At 71.6% G+C, this 20,263-nt stretch carries 19 protein-coding genes; 7 read left to right on the forward strand and 12 right to left on the reverse strand.

Annotation, left to right across the window (positions count from 1 at the left end):
* Nucleotides 1-99 precede the first annotated feature (99 nt).
* The 6 genes from ACIBF8_RS10485 to ACIBF8_RS10510 are packed head-to-tail and all read right to left on the reverse strand — an operon-like array spanning nucleotide 100 to nucleotide 4,620.
* On the reverse strand, nucleotides 100-816 hold the full coding sequence (locus ACIBF8_RS10485; RefSeq protein ID WP_396782209.1) for an urease accessory protein UreD: 717 nt from the start codon (nucleotides 814-816) through the stop codon (nucleotides 100-102).
* A complete protein-coding gene (gene ureG, locus ACIBF8_RS10490) occupies nucleotides 816-1,598 on the reverse strand; it encodes an urease accessory protein UreG (protein ID WP_396782210.1) in 783 nt (260 codons plus the stop codon). Before ureG ends, ACIBF8_RS10485 begins: the two co-directional genes overlap by 1 nt.
* Nucleotides 1,588-2,280 (reverse strand): urease accessory protein UreF, encoded by a 693-nt coding sequence (locus ACIBF8_RS10495; protein WP_396782211.1) that lies wholly within the window; start codon nucleotides 2,278-2,280, stop codon nucleotides 1,588-1,590. The genes ureG and ACIBF8_RS10495 overlap by 11 nt, the downstream gene beginning before the upstream one ends.
* Complete coding sequence (locus ACIBF8_RS10500) at nucleotides 2,280-3,983, reverse strand: urease subunit alpha (RefSeq protein WP_396782213.1); 1,704 nt, start codon at nucleotides 3,981-3,983, stop codon at nucleotides 2,280-2,282. The genes ACIBF8_RS10495 and ACIBF8_RS10500 overlap by 1 nt, the downstream gene beginning before the upstream one ends.
* Nucleotides 3,980-4,321: an urease subunit beta gene (locus ACIBF8_RS10505; RefSeq protein ID WP_396782214.1), complete on the reverse strand. Its 342-nt coding sequence runs from the start codon at nucleotides 4,319-4,321 to the stop codon at nucleotides 3,980-3,982. Before ACIBF8_RS10505 ends, ACIBF8_RS10500 begins: the two co-directional genes overlap by 4 nt.
* Nucleotides 4,318-4,620 carry an urease subunit gamma gene (locus ACIBF8_RS10510; RefSeq protein ID WP_030335444.1) on the reverse strand — a complete coding sequence of 101 codons (303 nt, stop codon included), beginning with the start codon at nucleotides 4,618-4,620 and terminating at the stop codon, nucleotides 4,318-4,320. Before ACIBF8_RS10510 ends, ACIBF8_RS10505 begins: the two co-directional genes overlap by 4 nt.
* Before the next feature lie 318 nt (nucleotides 4,621-4,938).
* On the opposite strand from ACIBF8_RS10510, the gene ACIBF8_RS10515 reads away from it, so the two are divergent.
* Both ACIBF8_RS10515 and ACIBF8_RS10520 read left to right on the forward strand, forming a co-directional pair.
* Nucleotides 4,939-5,328, forward strand: coding sequence for a hypothetical protein (locus tag ACIBF8_RS10515; protein WP_396782216.1), 390 nt, complete (start codon nucleotides 4,939-4,941; stop codon nucleotides 5,326-5,328).
* 61 nt (nucleotides 5,329-5,389) lie between these two features.
* On the forward strand, nucleotides 5,390-6,406 hold the full coding sequence (locus ACIBF8_RS10520; RefSeq protein ID WP_396782217.1) for a methyltransferase: 1,017 nt from the start codon (nucleotides 5,390-5,392) through the stop codon (nucleotides 6,404-6,406).
* A 90-nt stretch (nucleotides 6,407-6,496) separates the two neighbouring features.
* Here the strand turns inward: ACIBF8_RS10520 and ACIBF8_RS10525 are convergent, their stop codons facing one another.
* Entirely contained in the window at nucleotides 6,497-7,348 is an 852-nt protein-coding gene (locus ACIBF8_RS10525) for an alpha/beta fold hydrolase (protein ID WP_396782218.1), read from the reverse strand.
* A 174-nt stretch (nucleotides 7,349-7,522) separates the two neighbouring features.
* Here ACIBF8_RS10525 and ACIBF8_RS10530 point away from each other — a divergent pair, with 174 nt between their 5' ends.
* From ACIBF8_RS10530 to ACIBF8_RS10540, 3 genes are read left to right on the forward strand one after another with little or no spacing between them, the layout of a single operon-like run.
* Nucleotides 7,523-7,843 carry a hypothetical protein gene (locus ACIBF8_RS10530; RefSeq protein ID WP_396782219.1) on the forward strand — a complete coding sequence of 107 codons (321 nt, stop codon included), beginning with the start codon at nucleotides 7,523-7,525 and terminating at the stop codon, nucleotides 7,841-7,843.
* The gene (locus ACIBF8_RS10535) at nucleotides 7,837-8,124 is read left to right on the forward strand and encodes a hypothetical protein (RefSeq protein WP_396782220.1); all 288 of its coding nucleotides are present in this window, start codon (nucleotides 7,837-7,839) and stop codon (nucleotides 8,122-8,124) included. The genes ACIBF8_RS10530 and ACIBF8_RS10535 overlap by 7 nt, the downstream gene beginning before the upstream one ends.
* A 56-nt stretch (nucleotides 8,125-8,180) precedes the next feature.
* The gene (locus ACIBF8_RS10540) at nucleotides 8,181-9,047 is read left to right on the forward strand and encodes a metallophosphoesterase family protein (RefSeq protein ID WP_396782221.1); all 867 of its coding nucleotides are present in this window, start codon (nucleotides 8,181-8,183) and stop codon (nucleotides 9,045-9,047) included.
* A 249-nt stretch (nucleotides 9,048-9,296) separates the two neighbouring features.
* Here the strand turns inward: ACIBF8_RS10540 and ACIBF8_RS10545 are convergent, their stop codons facing one another.
* Nucleotides 9,297-11,672: a discoidin domain-containing protein gene (locus ACIBF8_RS10545; protein WP_396782223.1), complete on the reverse strand. Its 2,376-nt coding sequence runs from the start codon at nucleotides 11,670-11,672 to the stop codon at nucleotides 9,297-9,299.
* Nucleotides 11,673-12,044: 372 nt separating this feature from the next.
* Here ACIBF8_RS10545 and ACIBF8_RS10550 point away from each other — a divergent pair, with 372 nt between their 5' ends.
* Nucleotides 12,045-12,875 (forward strand): hypothetical protein, encoded by an 831-nt coding sequence (locus ACIBF8_RS10550; protein ID WP_396782225.1) that lies wholly within the window; start codon nucleotides 12,045-12,047, stop codon nucleotides 12,873-12,875.
* 145 nt (nucleotides 12,876-13,020) lie between these two features.
* Here ACIBF8_RS10550 and ACIBF8_RS10555 read toward each other — a convergent pair whose 3' ends face one another.
* Nucleotides 13,021-14,895 (reverse strand): adenylyl cyclase, encoded by a 1,875-nt coding sequence (locus ACIBF8_RS10555; protein WP_396782226.1) that lies wholly within the window; start codon nucleotides 14,893-14,895, stop codon nucleotides 13,021-13,023.
* A 311-nt stretch (nucleotides 14,896-15,206) separates the two neighbouring features.
* The gene (locus ACIBF8_RS10560) at nucleotides 15,207-15,974 is read right to left on the reverse strand and encodes an alpha/beta fold hydrolase (protein WP_396782228.1); all 768 of its coding nucleotides are present in this window, start codon (nucleotides 15,972-15,974) and stop codon (nucleotides 15,207-15,209) included.
* A 59-nt stretch (nucleotides 15,975-16,033) separates the two neighbouring features.
* On the opposite strand from ACIBF8_RS10560, the gene ACIBF8_RS10565 reads away from it, so the two are divergent.
* Nucleotides 16,034-19,072 (forward strand): BTAD domain-containing putative transcriptional regulator, encoded by a 3,039-nt coding sequence (locus ACIBF8_RS10565; RefSeq protein ID WP_396782230.1) that lies wholly within the window; start codon nucleotides 16,034-16,036, stop codon nucleotides 19,070-19,072.
* A 7-nt stretch (nucleotides 19,073-19,079) separates the two neighbouring features.
* On the opposite strand, the gene ACIBF8_RS10570 is transcribed toward ACIBF8_RS10565, so the two are convergent.
* Both ACIBF8_RS10570 and ACIBF8_RS10575 read right to left on the reverse strand, forming a co-directional pair.
* Complete coding sequence (locus tag ACIBF8_RS10570) at nucleotides 19,080-19,628, reverse strand: dihydrofolate reductase family protein (RefSeq protein WP_396782232.1); 549 nt, start codon at nucleotides 19,626-19,628, stop codon at nucleotides 19,080-19,082.
* 73 nt (nucleotides 19,629-19,701) lie between these two features.
* Nucleotides 19,702-20,256 (reverse strand): hypothetical protein, encoded by a 555-nt coding sequence (locus tag ACIBF8_RS10575; protein WP_396782233.1) that lies wholly within the window; start codon nucleotides 20,254-20,256, stop codon nucleotides 19,702-19,704.
* Between the last annotated feature and the right edge of the window lie 7 nt (nucleotides 20,257-20,263).

Genomic DNA, 20,263 nt, shown 5'->3' on the forward strand with positions numbered 1-20,263 from the left:
TCTCCCGGCGCGACCTTCACGCTCAACAGCAGTGCCCCGCCGCACGCGCAGCGCGGGTGGCCGAGGCCAGCGCCCCAGCACGACGCCGGACCAGGCTTCCTAGACGGTGAGGTGGGCGCGCAGGGTGTGCGCGTCCGGGGCGGTGGCGGTCCACAGTGTCGCCGGGCCCCCGGCCAGTGGCAGCCGGGCAACGCCGCCCTCGGCCGTCGCCGGCTCGGCGGGCCGGGACGGGTCGACCACCAGCAGCGAGCCGGTGGCCGACGCGCCGTCGAGCACGGCGGGCCCGGCCCAGCCGGGCGCCTGCGGGCCGACCGCCAGGGACTGCCGCAGCAACGGCCGACCCGCGTAGTCGACCTGGGTGTGCACGACGGCCCCGCCGGGCGCCTCGCCGTACCGGCCGCAGATCAGCTCGTCGCGCCAGCACAGGCTCGCCCCCGCGGCCAGGTCGATCCGGGATTCGGCGAGGTGCGCGCAGCCGGCCGCCGCGACCAACTGTTCGGGCAGCCAGTGCAACGTGGCCCCGGTGCGCACCACGGCCCGCACCGCCATCCGGGACACGGCTCCCGGCCGGCCCGGTAGGGCGACCGACGCGGCGACGGTGTGCACCCGGACCGCCGCGCCCGGCCCCACGTCGATCTCCAGCCGCAGATCGTCTCCGGCGATCGGGCCGGCCGCCCCGCCGACGAGGTGCACGGTGGCGACACCACCGTCGGTCGGGGTCTGACGCAGCAGCAGCGGCGTCTCACCGTGCAGCTCGACCAGGACCGTCCCGCCCCGACCGTCGGCCCGCGCGACCAGCCGGGCGAGCGCTCGCATCAGGCCGGACCGACCGGTACAGCGATCGGGTGCGTGCTGGCGTGGTGGGTCAGCTCGTGCCGGATCCAGTCCGCGACCGACGTGGCCATGGGGTCTGCCACGATGGACAGGAAGAGGGTCGGGAGGTCACCACGTCGGGCCCGCGCGTCGCGGTCCATCACGGCGAGGTCGGCGCCCACCATCGGTGCCAGATCGGTCTTGTTGATCACGAGGAGGTCGGCGGAGGTGACCCCCGGCCCGCCCTTGCGCGGCACCTTGTCGCCTCCCGCCACGTCGACCACGAAGATCTGCCGGTCGACCAGACCCCGGCTGAAGGTCGCGGTCAGATTGTCCCCGCCGCTCTCCACCAGGACCAGGTCCAACGGGCCGACCGCCTCGGCCAGCTCGTCGACGGCGTCCAGGTTGGCGCCGATGTCGTCGCGGATCGCGGTGTGCGGGCAGCAGCCGGTCTCCACCGCGCGGATCCGGGCGGGGTCCAGCACTCCGGCCCGCCGCAGGAAGTCGGCGTCCTCGGTGGTGTAGATGTCGTTGGTCACCACACCGAGCCGCAACTCGTCGGCGAACGCCCGGCAGAGCGCGGCCACCAGGGCGGTCTTGCCGGACCCGACCGGGCCGCCGATGCCGACCCGCAGGGCCCGGCCCGCGCGCGCCAACGGTGGATGGGGATCCACCCCCGGCTCCGGGTGGGTGTGCGGAACGGTCTCGTCGTGGGGTGGGGCGGCCGGTGGCGTGGTCGGTTCGACGGCGGGCACAGCGCTCGGCACAACGGTGTCAGGACGCAAAGAGACGCACCTCCCAGGTGGCATGGATTTCGGCATGGATGTCGGCTAGTGGAGCGGCGGCGGCCGGCAGCCGCTCCGGTGGGTCGTCGGCGGCCCGCGCCGCCTCGGCGGCCGTGCCGTCACAGGCGTCGGCGAGGCCGACCAGCAGGGCCTGGACCTGGTACGGGTCGAGGCCGAGCAGACGTACGCCGGCGCTGGCCGCCCCGGTCACCGTCCCGTACGCGGAGACCGTCGCGGTTTCGACGCGGGACATCCCGGCCGCCGCGCAGAGCAGCCCGAGCACCAGCGGCTGGTGTGCGCCGCCGGGCGTGGCGGGCAGGTCGCCGAACGGGGCATCCGGCCAGATGGCCCGTCCGGCACGCAGCAGCGCCCGACCCTGCCGGCGGGAGACCGCCCGCAACGCCGGAGCCGCGGTACGCGCGTCCAACTCCGCGTCCAGCCGGGCCAGCGCACCCGACCGGACCGCGGACTCAGCCAGCGCCGCCGCCCGGTGTGCGGCCGCCGCGAACGCCGCGCCGACCAGACCGGCGGTGGCCAACCGCCCGGTCAGGAACGCCTCCAACGTGGCCAGGTCGGTGACCCGCCCGGCCGCGACGGCCGCCTCCAGACCACCGGAGTGCGCGTGCGCCCCGGCCGGGAAGCGCCCGTCGGCCAGCAGCAACAGCAGGCTCGGTGTCGCCATCAGAAGAGGAAGTACCGCTGGGCCATCGGCAGTCGGGTCACCGGGTCCGGCTCCACCACCTGACCGTCGATCCGGACGGTGAAGGTGTCCGGGTCCACCTCGATGCGCGGCATCGCGTTGTTCTCCGGCAGGTCGGCCTTGCCCCGCGACCGCACGTCGCGCACCGGCACCACCCGGCGTCGTACGTCCAGGCGGAGACCGGCGTCCAGCGCCGCCGGGGCCACGAAGGCCAGGCTGGTGGCCGCCGCCGCCGCGCCGTACGCCCCGAACATCGGCCGCGGCAGCATCGGCTGCGGCGTCGGAATGGAGGCGTTGGCGTCACCCATCTGGGCGTATGCGATCATGCCGCCCTTGAGCACCAGGTGCGGTCGGACGCCGAAGAACGCCGGGTCCCAGAGCACCAGGTCGGCGAGTTTGCCCGGCTCGACCGAGCCGATCTCCCCTTCCAACCCGTTGGCCATCGCCGCGCAGATGGTGTACTTCGCCACGTACCGTCGGGCCCGGTGGTTGTCGGCGGCCCCGTCGCCGGGCAGCGCGCCGACCCGGTCCTTCATCACGTGCGCGCTCTGCCAGGTCCGCGTGATCACCTCGCCGACCCGGCCCATCGCCTGCGCGTCGGAGCCGATGACGGAGATCGCGCCGAGGTCGTGCAGCAGGTCCTCGGCGGCCATCGTGGACGGCCGGATCCGGCTCTCGGCGAAGGCCAGGTCCTCCGGCACGGACGGGTTGAGATGGTGACAGACCATCAACATGTCCAGGTGCTCGGCGAGGGTGTTGGCGGTGTACGGCCGGGTCGGGTTGGTCGACGACGGCAACACGTTCGGCTCACTGGCCACCGTGATGATGTCCGGCGCGTGCCCGCCGCCGGCGCCCTCGGTGTGGTACGAGTGGATCGCCCGCCCACCGATCGCCCGCAGGGTGTCGGCGACGAAACCGGCCTCGTTGAGCGTGTCGGTGTGGATCGACACCTGAACCCCGGATTCGTCCGCCACCCGCAGGCAGGCGTCGATCGCCGCCGGCGTGGTGCCCCAGTCCTCGTGCAGCTTGAAACCGCCCGCACCGGCCCGCAACTGTTCCCACAGCGCCTCGCTGGAGACGGTGTTGCCCTTGCCGAGCAGCAGCACGTTGACCGGCATGGTGTCCAGCGCCTCGTGCATCCGGGCCAGGTGCCAGGCGTTCGGGGTGACCGTCGTCGCGCGGGTCCCCTCGGCCGGCCCGGTGCCGCCGCCGACCAGCGTGGTGACGCCGCTGGCCAGCGCCTCGGTGACGATCTGCGGGCAGATGAAGTGCACATGCGTGTCGACCGCGCCAGCGGTGAGGATCCGCCCGTTGCCCGCGATCACCTCGGTGGCCGGGCCGATGACCAGGTCGGGGTGGACACCGGGCATGGTGTCCGGGTTTCCGGCCCGGCCGAGCGCCACGATGCGCCCGTCGCGCAGCCCCACGTCGGCCTTGACCACGCCCCAGTGGTCGAGCACCACCGCGCCGGTGATGACGGTGTCCAGTGCCCCCTGGGCGCGGGTGGCACGGGACTGCCCCATCGACTCGCGGATCACCTTGCCGCCGCCGAAGACCGCCTCGTCGCCGCCTACGCAGTGGTCGGTCTCCACCTCGATCAGCAGGTTGGTGTCGGCCAGCCGGATCCGGTCGCCGGTGGTGGGCCCGTACAGGTCGATGTAGCGGTCCCGCCGCACGGCACTCACCGCGACGACCCGTCGACCGCGTCCGGCGACGGGTCCAACGGCCCGGCGCACTCGCCGCGCAGACCCGGCACGACACGCGCCCCGCCGAGCGGAACGAGGTCGACGCTGCGGCTGATGCCCGGCTCGAACCGGACCGAGGTGCCGGCCGCAACCGCGAGCCGCTGCCCCCAGGCCGCGCCCCGGTCGAACGACAGCGCCGGGTTGGCTTCGGCGAAGTGGTAGTGCGAGCCCACCTGCACCGGGCGGTCGGCGGTGTTGACCACGAGCAGGGTGGTCACCGGACGACAGGCGTTGATCTCGACCGGACCGGCCGCCGGCAGGATCTCCCCCGGGATCACGGGATCGGGTGGTGCACCGTCACCAGCTTGGTGCCGTCCGGGAACGTCGCCTCCACCTGCACCTCCCTCAGCAGCTCGGGGATGCCGTCCTGGACGTCGTCGCGACCGAGCACCGCCCGGCCGGCCGACATCAGGTCGACCACCGACCGGCCGTCGCGGGCCCCTTCGAGGAGGAACGCGGTGATCACCGCAACGGCTTCGGGGTAGTTGAGGCGCAGACCGCGCTCGCGGCGGGCGCGGGCGACGTCGGCCGCGACGTGCACGAGCAGGCGGTCCTGTTCGTGTGGGCTGAGAAACACGGGCTCTCCCGGTGGGTCGGCGTGCCCCGGCTCGCCGTCGGCCCCATGCGGAGCCGCCCCGGGCCGAACCCGGGGACGAGCTGGGAGTCACACGACCGCCGGGGCACCGCCGCCGGGGCGACCCGGGACTCCACCATCCCGGCCCGCACGACGGGCAACCGGCGGTGTCGGGTCGGATGCGGACCGCACCGCCCACCGCTGAGCAGACCGTAGAGGATCGCCACCGACCGAGGCAACAGTCCAATGCAAAGGGTGTCGATCCGCGGCTGGGTACCGGTGCTTATTCCCGTCGAGGGGTTCGCAGGGCATGATCGCCGGATGACGGCGACGAGGGGTACGCGCGCACTGCTCGGTGTGCTGTTCCTGACGGCGGCCACGGTCGGGGTGTGGTTGCTCTGGCTGGGCTGGGACGACGAGTACGTGGTCGACGCGCGGACCGGCGCGAGCAGCGGCCCGTACGAGCCGTGGCAGGTGATCGGCTGCGTGCTGACGCTGGTGCTGCTGGCCGCGCTCGCCGGGACGCGGCTCAGTCCGTGGCTGGTGGCACCGGTGATGACGGTGGCGTTCACGGCGGCCTGGTCGTGGCGGGCCGCGTCCACCGACGACAGCGGGTTGTGGGCGGTCGGAGGGATTCTGGTGCTGGTCGGGATGGCGGTCGGCAGCACGCTGGTGAGTCTCGCCGCGCGGCGGATCGGCCGGCGGTGGTGACGTTGCCGCGCGGTCGTGACCGTCCATCGTGGAGAGAAGGGATCTGTGATCTCATGTCGGCATGATCACTCCCACTCCCCTCATGCGCCTGGTGGCCGGTGTGTGGGGGTTCAAGACCCTCGCGGTCGGCGTCGAGCTCGGCCTGTTCACGCGGTTGGCCGGTGGGCGGACGATGACCGTCGAGGAGGCCGCCGCCGAGTTCGGGCTGCCCGACCGGCCGGCGGACCTGTTGCTGGCCGCCAGCGCCTCGCTCGGTCTGCTGGAGAAGTCCGGTGACGGTTACCGCAACTCCGAGTTGGCCGAGCAGTTCCTGGTCGAGGGCCGCCCCTACTACTTCGGCGCGCAGGTCCGCTACTCGGACCTGCGCACCTACCTGCCCTGGCACCGCATCGGTGAGGCGCTGCGCACAGATCGGCCATTGACCTGGGACCCGGAGGCCCAACAGTCGATGTTCGACACCGCCGACCCGGAGATGCTGACGCAGTTCTGGGACGCGATGTTCTCCACGTCCAGCTTCACCGCCAGCGCGTTGGCGGACGCCTACGACTTCTCCGCGCACCGCCGGCTGCTCGACGTGGGCGGCGGGGCCGGCGCGTTCCCGATCGAGTTCTGCCGCCGCCTGTCGGACCTGCGGGCGACGGTCCTGGACCTGCCGCACGTCTGCGTCCGGGCCCGGGAGCGGATCGCGGAGGCTGGCCTGACCGGGCGGATCGACGCGGTGGCCGGTGACTTCCTCGCCGACCCGGCGTTACCGGGTGGGCACGACGTCATCCTGCTCAGCATGATCCTGCACGACTGGGACGAGCCGACGAACCGGGCGTTGCTGGCCCGGTGCCACGCGGCGTTGCCGCCCGACGGGGTGATCGTCGTCTGCGAACTGCTGCTCAACGACGAACGCACCGGGCCGCCGGAGGCGGCCCTGATGGGGATGAACATGCTGGTCGAGACCGAGGGTGGCCGCAACTACTCCGGCGCCGAGTACGCGGCCTGGCTCACCGACGCCGGCTTCGTCGACGTGCGGACGGTGCCGTTCGACGCGCCCGGCGCCAACGGCGCGGTGGTGGCTCGCCGGGCCTGACCGCCGACGACACCCGGCCCCGGTGCGAACCGTGGGCCGGGTGTCGCGGCGCCGTGCTGGCGCTGGCGTCCGATCGGCTACCGGTACGGATCAGGCGCGAGCCTTGGCCGGCTGCTTCATGAAGTCCATGACCGCCTTGTTGATCTCGTCGGCGTGGGTCCACGGGATGCCGTGCGGTGCGCCCTTGAGCGTGATGAGCTGGGCGGTCGGCATCATCGGCGCGAGCCGCTGACCGGTCACCGGGTACGGCAGCACCCGGTCCTGGTCACCCTGCACGATCAGCACCGGAATGTTGATCTTCGGCAGGTCCGGCCGGAAGTCCTCCTGCCAGGCGTCCACACTGTCGTGGGTGGCCTTGGCGGAGGCCATCGCGCCGATCTGCCAGTGCGCCCGGTACGCCTCCTCGCTGACCCGCTTGCCCATGTTCTGGTCCGGGTTGAAGAACGCGTCGCAGAAGGACGTCAGATAGGCGAAGCGGTCCTTCGTGATGGCGTCCTGGAAGCCCTTGAACAGGCTCCGCTCGACGCCCTCCGGGTTGTCCTTCGCCTTGGCCAGCATCGGTTGCAGCGGGCTGATCAGCACCGCGCGGCTGACCCGTTGCGAGCCGTAGTTACCGAGGTAACGGACCACCTCGCCGGTGCCCATCGAGTGACCGATCAGGGTCACCTCGTTCAGGTCCAGCTCGGTCATCAGCACGTCCAGGTCCGCCGCGAACGTGTTGTAGTCGTACCCGAACGCCGGCTGCGCGGAGTTGCCGTTTCCGCGCCGATCGTAGGTGATCGTCCGATATCCGGCGTTGAGCAGCGCGGCGGTCTCCTTCTCCCAGGTTGCGCCGTTGAACGGGAAGCCGTGGATCAGCACCACCGGCTTACCGGAACCGTGATCCTCGTAGTACAGGTCGATGGGCGCGGAGTTTTCCGTCCCCACGGTAATGAAAGGCATGTCTTTCTCCTGCTCCGGTTTCGGGCTGTCGGACGTCCCGCGCTTTCCCGCCGGGTCGACGGATATGCGGGCCACCGAAGGCCCGCCCGCCCGCAAACCGCCGCACCCCATCGACATTTATCGACGTCGAAACTACGCTCGCCGGTAGGAAGTTTCGGCGTACGGGAGGTGGGCATGTCTCGACGACGGGGCGCGAGGGTCGCCGCGTTGGCCATCGGAGTGGCAACGGTCGCGCTGGGTGCCACGCCGGCGCACGCCGACCCGGTGGTGCCCCGGCACGCCATCGTGGTCTGCCAGAGCGCCAGCTTCTACGCCAACTACGACTCGGCCGGCGGGCCCACCGGCCTCAAGCGCACCCTGGCCTACGGCAACAAGATCGGCCACACCCCGGGAGCGCACCCGGTCTACAACGGGTGGGCGGCATCGTTCGACTTCGGCCCCAACGACTGGGGCTATCTGCGCGCCGAGTGCATCGGCGGGTACGACTCATGGTGACCCCACGTCGGGCACTCGCCGGCCTGCTCGCCGGGATCGTCGCCGCAACAGTCGCGCTGCCGGCCCCAGCCCAGGCCGCCAACGGCACGATCGGCGAACGCGAGACGGTGTGCGCGAGCGACCTGTTCGTCCGCACCCAACCCAACGGCGCCTGGATGGGCACCCTCTACCAGGGTCAGACGTTCCTGGTCGAGGGTCCCCGCAGCGGCGGCTACGTCTACGGCTTCGCGTACGGGTACATCAACCGGCGCGGCTGGGTGCAGGACGGCTGGTTTTGCTGACCGTGCCCGCGGGACAGGGGTGTTCTGATCGGCCCGCGACGGCCTAGCCTCGGGTGGTGAGCCTTCCGCCGCGCCTGCGGGCTGTCAGCGACCTGCACGTCGGGCACCCGCAAAACCGGGCGTTCGTCCAGCAGCTACGCCCCGACAACGACGGCGACTGGTTACTCGTCGCCGGTGACGTCGCCGACCGGTTCGCCGACGTCGAGTGGGCGCTCGGGCTGCTGAGCAGTCGGTTCGCACGCGTCGTCTGGGCGCCCGGCAACCACGAGCTGTGGACGCCACCCCGCGACCCGGTCACCCTGCGCGGCGAGGAGCGCTACCGCGAGCTGGTACGGATGTGCCAGCGGCTGGGGGTGGTCACCCCGGAGGACCCGTACCCGGTGTGGGACGGCGACGGCGGCCCGGCCACCATCGCCCCGCTCTTCCTGCTCTACGACTACACGTTCCGAGTGCCGGAGGCACGCACCCAGCAGGAATCACTCGACCTGGCGTACGCGGCCGGGGTCGTGTGCACCGACGAGGCGCTGCTGCACCCCGACCCGTACCCGAGCCGGGAGGCGTGGTGCGCGGCCCGGGTCGCCGAGACCGAACGCCGGCTGGCCGAGCGCGACCCGGCGCTGCCGACGGTGCTGGTCAACCACTACCCGCTGGTGCGCGACCCCACCGACATCCTGCGATACCCGCTCTTCGCCCAGTGGTGCGGCACCGTCCGCACCAGCGACTGGCACCTGCGCTTCGACGCGGCCACGGTCGTGTACGGCCACCTGCACATCCCCCGCACCACGTTTTACGACGGAGTGCGCTTCGAGGAGGTCTCCCTCGGCTACCCCCGCGAGTGGCAACGCCGAGGACCGGTGCCCGACCCGGTGCGCACCATCCACCCGGCCGACGACCTGCGCCGGCGCTCGTCCGTCAGCGGGTAGGGCCGACTACCGTCGCCAATCGCGGTCGGGGTGCCACGCGGCGAGATCAACACGGGTTTGGCGAAGTCGCGCTATCCCGCCAACGTGGATACCCCGCTTTCACCTAAACCGAGTCGATCATCAATGCCATCCCAGTCGGCAGGAGACATTGTCTGAATAATGAGATGGCCGCCCGGTCAGACCGCGCTTCGGGCACCAGAAGACGGCGGTTGGGCGGCCACCGCTCCCCGGTGACCGCCCCACGCCCGGTCAGCTGGCGTAGACCTCCAGGGTCGACAACTGCCCAGCCGGCCAGCCGGTGTTGCCGGTGACGGTGATCCGCACGTAGCGCGCCTGGGCAGCGCTGAAGGTAAGCGTCACCTGGTTACCGCTGGCCGGGTCGAAGGTGCGCCCCGCCGATCCGACAAGCGTGCCGAAGCTGCCCCCATCGGTGCTGCCCTGCACGGCGAGGGCCTGCGTCCGGCTGCCCCAGGTCGAGGAGGGCGGCAGCTTCAGCACCACCCGTCCGACCGTGCGCGTCGCGCCCAGGTCGACCTGCACCCACTGCGGGAACGCGTTGTTGGCGCTCTCCCAGTAGCTGTTCGCGTCCCCGTCGACCACGTTGCCGGAGGCGTAGCTCTGCACGTGGCTGCTCTCCGACGTGGGTCGGCCGCGGGCAAGGTCCGCGTTGGCTGCCGCGTCCGTGGTGACGGTGACCGCGTTGGACGCCGCCGAGGTGTTGCCGGCGGCGTCGCGGGCGGTGACCGTGAAGGTGTACGCGGTGGACGGGCTGAGCCCGTTCACCGTCGCCGTGGTGCCCGTGACGGTGGCGACGACGTTGCCGCCCTGGCGTACCTGGTAACCGGTCACCCCGGTGTCGTCGGTGGCGGCCGTCCAGGACAGGGACACGCTCGTCGACGTCCTGCCGGTCACGGTGAGGCCGCTCGGCGCGGTCGGCGGGTTGTCCGGGACGGTGCTGCCCGCGTACACCTCGACCTGGGCGAGTTGGGCGGCCGGCCAGCCGGTGTTGCCGCTGATGCTGAGGCGGACGTAGCGGGCCGTGGTGGTCGGCAGCGTGCGGGTGACGGTGTTGCCGGTGGCCGGGTCGAACGTGAACCCGGCAGCCGGGGTGATGGTGCTGAACGACCCACCGTCGACGCTGCCCTGCACGGTGATGGTCTGGGTACGCGCGCCCCAGCCGGCGGGAAGCCGCAGCACGAGCTTGTTGACCTGATGGCTGGCGCCGAGGTCGACCTGCCACCACTGGGGGAACGCGCCGTTGGCGCTCTCCCAGTAGCTGCCGACGTTCGAGTCCACCGCGTTGCCGGACGGGAACCCGCCGCCCTGGCTGCTGGCCGAGGTGGGCCGGCCGGCGGCCAGGTTCCCGCCGGTCGGGGGCGGGGTGCCGACCATCGGTGGGGTGGGGCGTACCGGAGTGAGGGCGAGCTGCCCCTTGAGCATCCGGCCGCCGTCGGCGGTGATCCGCAGGTAGTAGTCGGAGGAGCAGGCCACGCCGTCCTCGTCCAGGGCCCGGATGTTCGCGCCGGCCGGGGTGGTGGCCTGGGTCTCGGACGTCTTGGCGATCTGGTTGCCCTCGTTGTACTCGTCGAACATGGACACGTAGAGGCCCTGGGAGCCGAGGCGGACCATGTTGTAGATGTGCCGCCAGTAGAAGTCGCCGTGCTTGCGGTGGCCTCCGGCGAGATCGCCGGGCATCACGCAGGGCAGGTAGTCGATGCCGCGCGCCGCGCAGTCGGCCATGTCGCCGACGTTGACGTTGTGGTAGTACGAGTCCAACTCCTCGACCGTCCGGGCCCGGTAGACCATCCACGGCGAGATCGCGTGGAACGCGTGGTAGACGTCGAGGAAGCCGGGGCGGGAGTCCTCGATGCCCTGCCGCCACCAGGTGGGCACGCCCCCGATGACGTAGCAGCCCTGCGCCTTGAACCAGTTGATGACCTCCAGGCAGGGCCCGGGGGTGAAGGGCCGGCTGGGCTCGCTGAAGCCGAAACCCCAGATGCAGACGACCGGCTTGCCGTTCTGTCGGGCGTACGCGGAGGACGCGGTGTGCGCCGACATCTTGCTGGTCCAGTCGGTCTTGATGTCCGCCTGGAAGCTCAACCAGTCGGTGACGTCGTACATGATGTAGAACTTGCGGTGGTAGCGCTCGGCGGCCGAGCGGACCTTCTGCGTCATGGCGTCGCGGGTCGGGCCCTCGTCACCCATCGGGTTGAACCGTTGCAGCGCGGCGGTGTCGCAGCCGTACTCCTGCATCCAGCGGAAGTGGGTGTCCACCGTCTGCTGGTCGTACGACGAGAAGAGGGTGGCCGGCTGGCCGTTGCCGAGATTGGGGTACGCGGTGGGATAGCTGCGCGTGTACTCGCGCATGTCCGGCCAGGACACGATGGTGGTGTTCGCGGGCGAGGGCGGCTGGAACCGGTCGCGACTCCAGTGCCACCACCCGCCGATCGGTGCCCCGTCACCGGGTGCACTGAACCAGCCCTGGTAGCCGACGGTCACCTTGCCGACCACGTCCCCGGGAGGACTGGCGGCGTGCGCGGGGGTGGCGAGCAGTTTGGTGGTGGAGGCGGCGAGGGCGGATCCCGCCAACACCGACGTGACGAACCTGCGGCGGGAGACCGCCATGACGACCACTCCTTCGGGACGGAAGGCATTGACGGCCATCGTGGCAGCAGTGGTCGCAACCCCGCAAGAGTCAGACTGATCGATGGAATTTTTGCTCAACGCATCGGAAAGGTGAGCTTGTGAATTGCGAGCGCCTCTCGAGCCCTGGCCTTTTTCGCGATACCATGCCATTCAGGACTAAACGGACATAGCCTCAGCATTGCCTTCTCGACGGTCGGGAAGGGCTGACTGATCAGAGGCGACAACGTGAGATTTTCCCAGCGACTTTCAGCTACTGGAGCGGTCGCGGTGGCGGCCGCGGGAGTGATGCTCCTATCCGGAGGAGGCCCGGCTGCTGCGGCACCCGGTGACGCCAGCGCCCGGGGAGTTGTGGTGGACCTGTCCGCGTCGGTGCTCGGCGTTCCGGTGATCACCGCCGATGCCGTCATTGGCACCGCGACGGCCCCTGCGGGCGGTGGTACGGACAGTGACACCGCTCTGGCGATCACCATCCCCGGTGCTCTGGGGGTCACCGCCTCCGGCACCGTGGTGGAGGTCAGCGCCACTCGTGGCGACACGGCCTCCTCCGCCAACGCCGAAATCGCCGACCTCGCGCTGGGCATCCTCGGCACGTCGGTGATCGACGCCGACGTGATCACGGCGGCGGTGAACTGCCCCCAGGTCGGCGCCCAGACCGCAGACACCACCTTCGTCGGGCTGGAACTGTTCGGCGAGCCGGTCGAGCTACTGCCGAACACCCCCGGCGTCACGGCCAGCGCCGCCGTCACGGTCCCCGGACTGACGGGCGCCAGCTTGAACGTCACGCTCACCAACGTGGAGACGACCACCGCCGATGGCGCCACGGCCATCGCTGTCCAGGCCACCATCAGGCTCACCGGCACCATCGTGGGTGGACCGCTGCTGGACATCCCCGTCGGCTCCGTCATCCTGGCCGAGGCCCGCTGCGAGCGTCCTCTGCAGTCCTCGCCGACGCCGACCGCCACGCCGACGCAGCCCACACCGTCACCGACCCAGCCGACGGCACCCCCAACCGGTGACCCCACACAGCCCCCGCCGGCCCCCACGGCCAGCCCAACCCTGCCCGTCACCGGCGACAGCGCCGCCAACCTCTGGTGGTTCTTCGGCACCGGTCTCGTCATGGTCATCGCCGGCACAACGGCACGGCTGATCTCCCGCCGGTCCCGCGCGTCGATCGAGGCGTGACGCGCGCCACCTGAGCTGAACCGGTGTGGAGAGGGCCCGGACCCTCGATCGGGACCCTCTCCACACGGTGCGGCACATCGTCGAAGCACGGACGACGGGGCCGGAGCCATCGCCGGCTCCGGCCCCGTCGATACGCGTGGAACCCCTACGAAATCGGGTACTGGTTCAGGTAGACCGGGGCGCCGACCTTGGTCATGTCGGCCGCTTCGCCGACGCCGTTGACCACGTGGTCGATCGTTCCGGCGCTGAGGTTGACGGTCATGATGTGGTGCAGCCGAACGCCGGGCCGGTTCGGCACCTCGAAGCCGTTCTCGGTGTGGATCGACGGGTTGTTCTGGTTGAAGACGTACACCCCGCCGCCGTACAGGGTGTGCTGGCGCACCCGGTCACCGACCTTGTACCCGGCCCAGCCCTCGACCGCGCCGTTCATCCAGTCGGCCTGCGTCGGCGGGTCGTACGGCAGCTCGTTCTGGTAGAGGATCGTGGTGCCGTGCTCGCCATTCCAGACCGTGTTGTAGCGCTGGAAGTGCTCGACGAACAGCCCGGTCGCGGTCACGTGGTCGCCGTTGATGACGGCACCGTAGCGACCGGTGTTGGTGCGCCAGCGGTCGGTGTCACCGTTGACGCCCTCGGTGAAGCCCTCGACACCGTGATCGCCGCGCCACACCCAGGTGTGATCGATGAGCACGTTGTCGCTGTTGATCTCCAGCGCGGTGTTCGTCCGCCCGATGTGCGGGCCGCCGACCCGGAAGTACACGTCGGACAGCGTGGTCGGGTTGTGCGGGCTGCTGGCGTTGTGGCCGTGCTGGCGTCCGACCCGCAGCAGCACCGGCGACTCGACGAGGCCGGCGTCGATCGTGACACCGGCGACGATCACCCCGGGGACGCCGGCGACGTCCAGTGGGATCGCGCCGTTCACGGCGGTGAGCGTGGCGTGTCCGATACCGAGCACCACGGTGCCCGGCCGGCGGACCTCGATGCTGCGCGCGACGTCGTACGTGCCCGGGGTGAGCAGCAGGTGCTTGCCGCGCGCCAGCTGGCTGTTGATGACCCGCACCGAGTCGGACGGCTTCGCGATGAAGAAGTCGTCGATCCCGATGGTCCGCCCCGGCGTCATGCCGTCGGCCCAGGAGACGCCCCGGCTGTCCCGCTGGGCGGCGGGCACCCGCACCTGGTAGCGGCCCTTGCCGTCGACGAAGAGGTACGGCTTCTCCCGGCTGATCGGAGTGGTCTCCAGGGTGGTGTACGGCGGGTCGGGGAACGTGGCGTCGTCCGGCGCGCCCTCGACCCCCGCGAACACCTGGTTCCACACCGCGTTGGACCAGCCAGCGACCTCGCTGTTGCGGGTGAGCCACTGTTGCTGCGAGCCGTTCGTCGTCGCCGGCAGCCGTGAGTCGGCGATGAACCCGCCGCTGGCGTACTGCGGACCGGCCGTGCAGTAGTCCATCAGCGACAGACCACCGCCGCCGATGTTCAGTCGACGCATCGACACCGCCTGGGAGACCGCCCAGAAGTTCGCCGACGACCGACAGCCGTCCTGGCCGGCCGCGTTGATGGTGAGCGAGAGGTTGGACAGGGTGCGCCAGAAATTGACCAGCGCCAGGCAGTTGCCGGTGCCGCCGTCGGCCAGGCAGCGGTTGTAGACCTCGATCTTGCCGTTGACCGTGACGTCGGTGGGCGAGGCGCCCAGGCCGGACACCTCGGTGTAGTAGCCGACCTTGGCCTGCAACGGCTGCTCGGCCGTGCCGTACGTGCCCGGCTTGAACAGATAGGCGTGCCGCGTGGTGCCCATCTCGTTGTCGACCTGCCGGGCGTGCGCCGCGTCGAGGGTCTGCTGGATCTCGCTGACCGGCATGGCCGGGTCGAAGATCGTCACGTTCGGGCCGAAGTCGGGGGCGCCGTGCGTCGGCCGGCCGGCGGTGGCCGCCGTGCTGGTCATCGTGGTGGCGGTGATCAACACCAGAGCGAGAAGAAGGGTACGACCGGTTCGCCGGCCTACGCGTCGGGACGGGGCTGTCATGTGGTTCGTCCTCTCCGCTGACCGGACCTGATCCCGGCGCAGCTGGGGCGGTGAGAGCGCTCTCTGGCCCGTACGGTCGGAGGTTGGGCCGGGCCATAGGGGTTGACATGTTTCTACCCGTTAATTCGGCCGGTCGCCATGACCGAGACGGCGAACTTCGCGCCAGGCGGAGAGCCCTCCAGCCCTCAACCCCCCGCGATCTTGCACTTTGTGTTGGCGTAATGCGGCTTTCGCACCTTACGTCGCCACAGAAAGTGCAAGATCGCGGGAGGCGGGGCGGGGGTCGGGGGCGGGGGCGGGGGGCGAGCGCTTTAGAGGTTCGGATCGGGTTCGGTCAGGAACTCGTCGATCATCGGGGCCAGCCAGTCGGCGCGCTGCGGGATCGACGTGTGCGTCGTGCCGGGCAGGATGGCCAGCCGGCAGGCCGGCAGGCCGGTCAGGTCACCGGCCACCGCGCCGCCGAGCAACCGGAACATCCGCACCGCGTGCTCCGGTTGGACGATGTCCGCGTCGGCCAGCACGATCATGGTGGGTGCGGCCAGAGCGCGGATCTGCTCAGGCGTCCACCGCGGCAGGTTTGCGTCCAACACCTTCATCTTGGTGACCAGGTTGGCCCAGCCCGCCGGGTCCGGCGCGGTCCGCAGGTACTCCTCGTGGAACTCCGAGCCGTGCAGATGCTCCGGTTGCAGGTCCTGGATCCCGTCGAGCAGCCCGGGGTGCAGGCCGTCCTCGTCGAAGCTCACCGAGGCGAGCACGAGGCGGCCCACCCGGTCGGCGTGGTGGGTGCCGAGGCGCAACGCCACCGCCGCGCCCATGCTCCAGCCGTACACGTCCGCCCGCCCGATGCCCAACCGGTCGAGCAGCTCGACGACGTCGGCGGCGAAGTGCTCCACGGTCAGCGGACGGTCCACGTCGGGAGTGTGGCCGTGGGCCTGCAACTCGACGGCGATCACCCGCCGGGTCTTCGCCAGGAACGGCAGGATCGCGCCGAACGACGTGCCGATGCCGGAGAGTGCGCCGTGGATCAGCACCAGCGGGCGACCCTCACCACTGCCATGCGCTTCGGAGTAGATGTCCATGTCCACACGGTGCGCCCACGCGCTTACGGTCTGCTTCACGTCTCCTTACCGACGCTAAGATGACCGCCGTGCAGTTCGGGGTGCTCGGGCCGCTCGCCGTGACGACGGACGCCGGCGAGCCGGTGGTGGTGCCCGGCACGAAGGTGCGGGCGTTGCTGGCCGACCTGTTGACCAACCGCAACCAGGTGGTCTCGGCGGACCGCCTCATCGACGACCTGTGGGGTGACGACTCCCCCGCCAACCCGGCCGGCGCCCTCCAGGTGCGGGTGTCGCAGCTGCGCAAGGCCCTCAACGACGCCGAGCCGGGCGCCCGCGACCTGATCGAGTCCCGGCCACCCGGCTACCTGCTGCGGGCCGACGACGTCGACGCGGACCAGTTCGCCGACCTGAGCCGCAGCACCGACGTCGAGCGGCTGACCGAGGCGCTCGCATTGTGGCGCGGCGACGCGTACGCCGACGTGGCCGACGCCGAGTTCGTCCGTGCGGAGGCGGCCCGCCTCGCCGAGCAACGGCTCGTCGTGCAGGAGCGGTTGGCCCAGGCCCGGCTGGCCCGGGGTGAGCACGACCTGGTGGCCGCGGACCTGACCGAGTTGGTCGCCCGGCATCCGCTGCGCGAGGGTCTGCGGGCGGTGCAGCTCCGGGCGCTGTACGCGGCCGGCCGCCAGTCCGAGGCGTTGGACAGTTACGCCGACCTGCGGGAACGGCTCGCCGAGGAGTTGGGCCTCGACCCCGGCCCAGAGCTGGTCGCCCTGCACCGCAAGATCCTCGAACAGGACGCCGGCCTCAGCGCCCCGCCGAAGGCGGCGATCATCCGCAACAGCCTGCCGGCCCAGCTCGACGAGTTGGTCGGCCGGGCCGAGGCGCTGGCCGACCTGCGCGCTCTGCTGCCCCGGCAGCGGCTGGTCACGCTGGTCGGCCCGGGTGGTGTCGGTAAGACCCGACTGGCCACCGAGACGGCTCGCGCGCAGTCCTTTCCGGACGGCGTCCACCTGGTCGAGCTGGCGCCGCTGCCGGCCGGTGACGCCCGCGTAGCCGAACAGGTGCTCGGCGCTCTGGGCGTCTACGAGACCGCCGGCACGAGCCTGTCCCTCGCCGACCGCGTGGTGACGGCCCTGCGGCACCGGCAACTGCTGCTCGTACTCGACAACTGCGAACACGTCGTCGAGCCGGTCGCCGAGCTGGTCACCCGGCTGCTGCGCGACGTGCCCGGGGTGCGCGTGCTGGCCACCAGCAGGGAACCACTGGGGTTGACCGGTGAGCACCTCTGGGAGGTACCCCCGCTGCCCGTGCCGGACGACGGCGACCTGGACGCGGTCCGGCGCTCGGCGGCGGCGCGGTTGTTCGTCGCCCGCGCCGCCGCGCAGCAGCGCGGTTTCCGCCTCGACGGGCAGACCGCGGCGGCGGTGGCCCAGCTCTGCCGTCGCCTCGACGGTCTGCCGCTGGCGCTGGAGCTGGCCGCGACCCGGGTCCGTGCGCTGGGTGTGCGCGGGGTGGTGGACCGGCTCGACGACCGGTTCCGGTTGCTCACCACCGCGCAGCGGGACGTGCCATCCCGACAGCGGACGCTCACCGCGGTGATCGCCTGGAGCTGGGATCTCCTGGACGAGACCGACCGGGTGGTGTTGGCCCGACTGGCGGTGTTTCCGGGCGGGTGCACCCCGCAGGCCGCCGAACACGTCTGCCGCACCGACCTGGACACCCTGGCTCGACTGGTGGATCGATCGCTGGTGGTGCTCGATGACTCCGGCGCGGCCCCGCGCTACCGGCTGCTCGAATCGGTGGCCGCGTTCTGCCTGGAGCGCCTGACCGACGCCGACGAGGTCCGCGCGCGGCACGCCGCCTACTACACCGAGCTGGCCGAGCGCGCCGACGCCGGGCTGCGCGGGGCTGACCAGCGACGCTGGCTGGCACACCTGGACGCCGAGACGGAGAACCTGCGCGCCGCGCTGGCCCACGGTGGCGGGCTGCGGCTGGCCGTCGCACTGAGCTGGTACTGGTTTCTGCGGGGCCGGCTCACCCAGGCACGGCAGGCGCTGTCGGCGCACGGCGACGCGGCGCAGGAGTCCCGCGCGGCGGCGTGGCGGGTGGGCTTCGCGCTGTTGCGGGGCGACGCCGTCGCTCCGGCGGAGGTGCGCGCCGCGGTGGCCGGCGACCCGGACGGCCGGGGCGCCTGGTTCGCGGCCAACGCGGTGACCGACCACAGTGACCTGGCCCTGGCTGCGGAGCTGTTGCCCACCCCCACCGACCCGTGGACCGAGGCCGCGGTGCTCACCACCCGGGCCAAGATCGCGCACGTGCTGGGCGACCAGGCGGCGCTGGAGTACGCGGCGACCCGCAGCGCCGCGCTCTTCGCCGACCTCGGCGACCAGTGGGGAAGGCTTCAGGCGACCGAGTGGTTGGGGGCGTTGGCGGAGATGCGCGGTGCGCACGAACGCGCCGCCGCACTGCACCGCGACGGGCTGCGTTGGGCCGAGGAGCTGGGGCTGTGGCCGCAGGTCGGCGCCGAGCTGTCCTGGCTGGCCTGGATCGCGGTGCAGACCCGCGACTACCCGCAGGCCCGGGAGTTGGCCGAACGCGCGTACCAGCTGGCGCTGGAGCACGACTCGCCCAACGCGCTGGTCTTCGCGGAGCTGAGCCTCGGGTTGGCCGCCCGCCGAGACGGCAAACTCGACCTGGCCATCACCCACCTCACCAACCTCGCCGAGCGGGGGCGGGCCGAGGCCCAGCCGGCGCTCTACCTGCCGCCGGTCCTGGTCGAGCTGGGCCACGCGGTCGAGCAGGGCGGTGACCCGGACACCGCGCTGGCCCTGCACGTCGAGGCGTTCGAGGTCGCCGAGGCGATGGCCGCGCCACGGGACGCGAACTACGCCCTGGAGGGGATGGCGTCGGCGGTGCGTGCCCCGGAGGCCGCTGCCCGGTTGCTCGGTGCGGCGGCCGCCGCACGGGTCGCCACGCAGGCCCCGCCCGCCCCCGCCGAACACGACGAGATCGAGCGGGTGACCGATCGCGTTCGCGCCGCGCTCGGTCGGGAACGCTTCGAGGCGCTGCTCGCCGAGGGCGCGCGGCTGAGCCCGGGCGAGGCCCGGGCTCAGCTCTGACCTTCGGTCAGGCCTTCGGCCGGTACGAGGCGACGATCACGCCGCTCTTGTGCACCCGGGTGTCGACCAGGTCGAACGACGCCTTGAAGTCGGCCAGCGGTGCCGTCACGCTGGCCGCGCCCTCCAGCACCGGGTGGATCCAGAACCGGACCTCGTCCACCAGGCCCGCCCGGATCAGCTGCGCGGTGACCGAACCGAAGCCGTACTGGATGATGTTCTTGCCCTCCTGGGCCTTGAGGGCGGTGACCGCCTCGACCAGATCGCCCTGGAGCACCTCCGTGTTGTTCCAGGTGGGGTTGGTCAGCGTGGTGGAGGCGACGTACTTCTTGACGTTGTTGAAGTACGCGGCACCGGTGTTCGGGTCGCTCTCGTCCTGCTGCGGCCAGGCGACGGACATGCCGTCGTAGGTGACCCGGCCCAGCAACATCGCGTCCGCCTCGTCGGTCTGCTCGCCGGCGAGGCTCCGGGCCTCCTCGTCGAAGTACGGCGCGGTCCACATCGGGTTCTCGATGACGCCGTCGAGGGTGATGTAGGTCGAGTTGACGAGCTTGCGCATCGGTATCTCCTGGGTGTCGGTCGTGCTCTCCGGTGACACCCAGAACTCTGCCGGCCCCCGCTTACGATTCGCTTCAGGTGCCCTTGCGAGGGTCCGAAAGCGGGTCGTCCAACGGGATCGGAAGCGCCTGCGGGGTCACCGTGCCGCCGCCGGTCGAGTGGGCCGGGGCGGGACGGTCACCGACTCGGCTGTGCAGACGCCCGCGCCCCGCCGGCCCGGCCCGGCGGGTCACCTCGACGGTCACCATCCGCACCGGCGCTGCCGGCGCGCTGAACCGCCCGACGCCCCACCGCACCCAGATCGGGATCCGGCCGGCGTCCGCCTCCGCGCGCAGCTTCTGCACCGTACGGGCCCGGTCGGTGTGGTCGACCTCCACCACCACCGGCGGGCCGTCCGGGCGGGCGCACGCCACGTCGAGGACCGAGTGCCGCTGCGCAAGCGGCGGCGGCAACGGCAGCACGCTGGGCGCGCGCCGGTAGACCCGCCAACCCTGGGCCTCGGCCCACCGCACCACCGAATCGATCACCCGGGCGGTGACCTCGTCGGTGTCCAGGTCGACGAAGGTCAGCTCGGCCAGCCAGCGACCCAGGTCGGCGGCCAACCGCTCGCCCTGCGCCGCGACCTCCACCGGCGCA

This window comes from Micromonospora sp. NPDC050276 (assembly GCF_044459545.1).
Lineage (GTDB): Bacteria > Actinomycetota > Actinomycetes > Mycobacteriales > Micromonosporaceae > Micromonospora.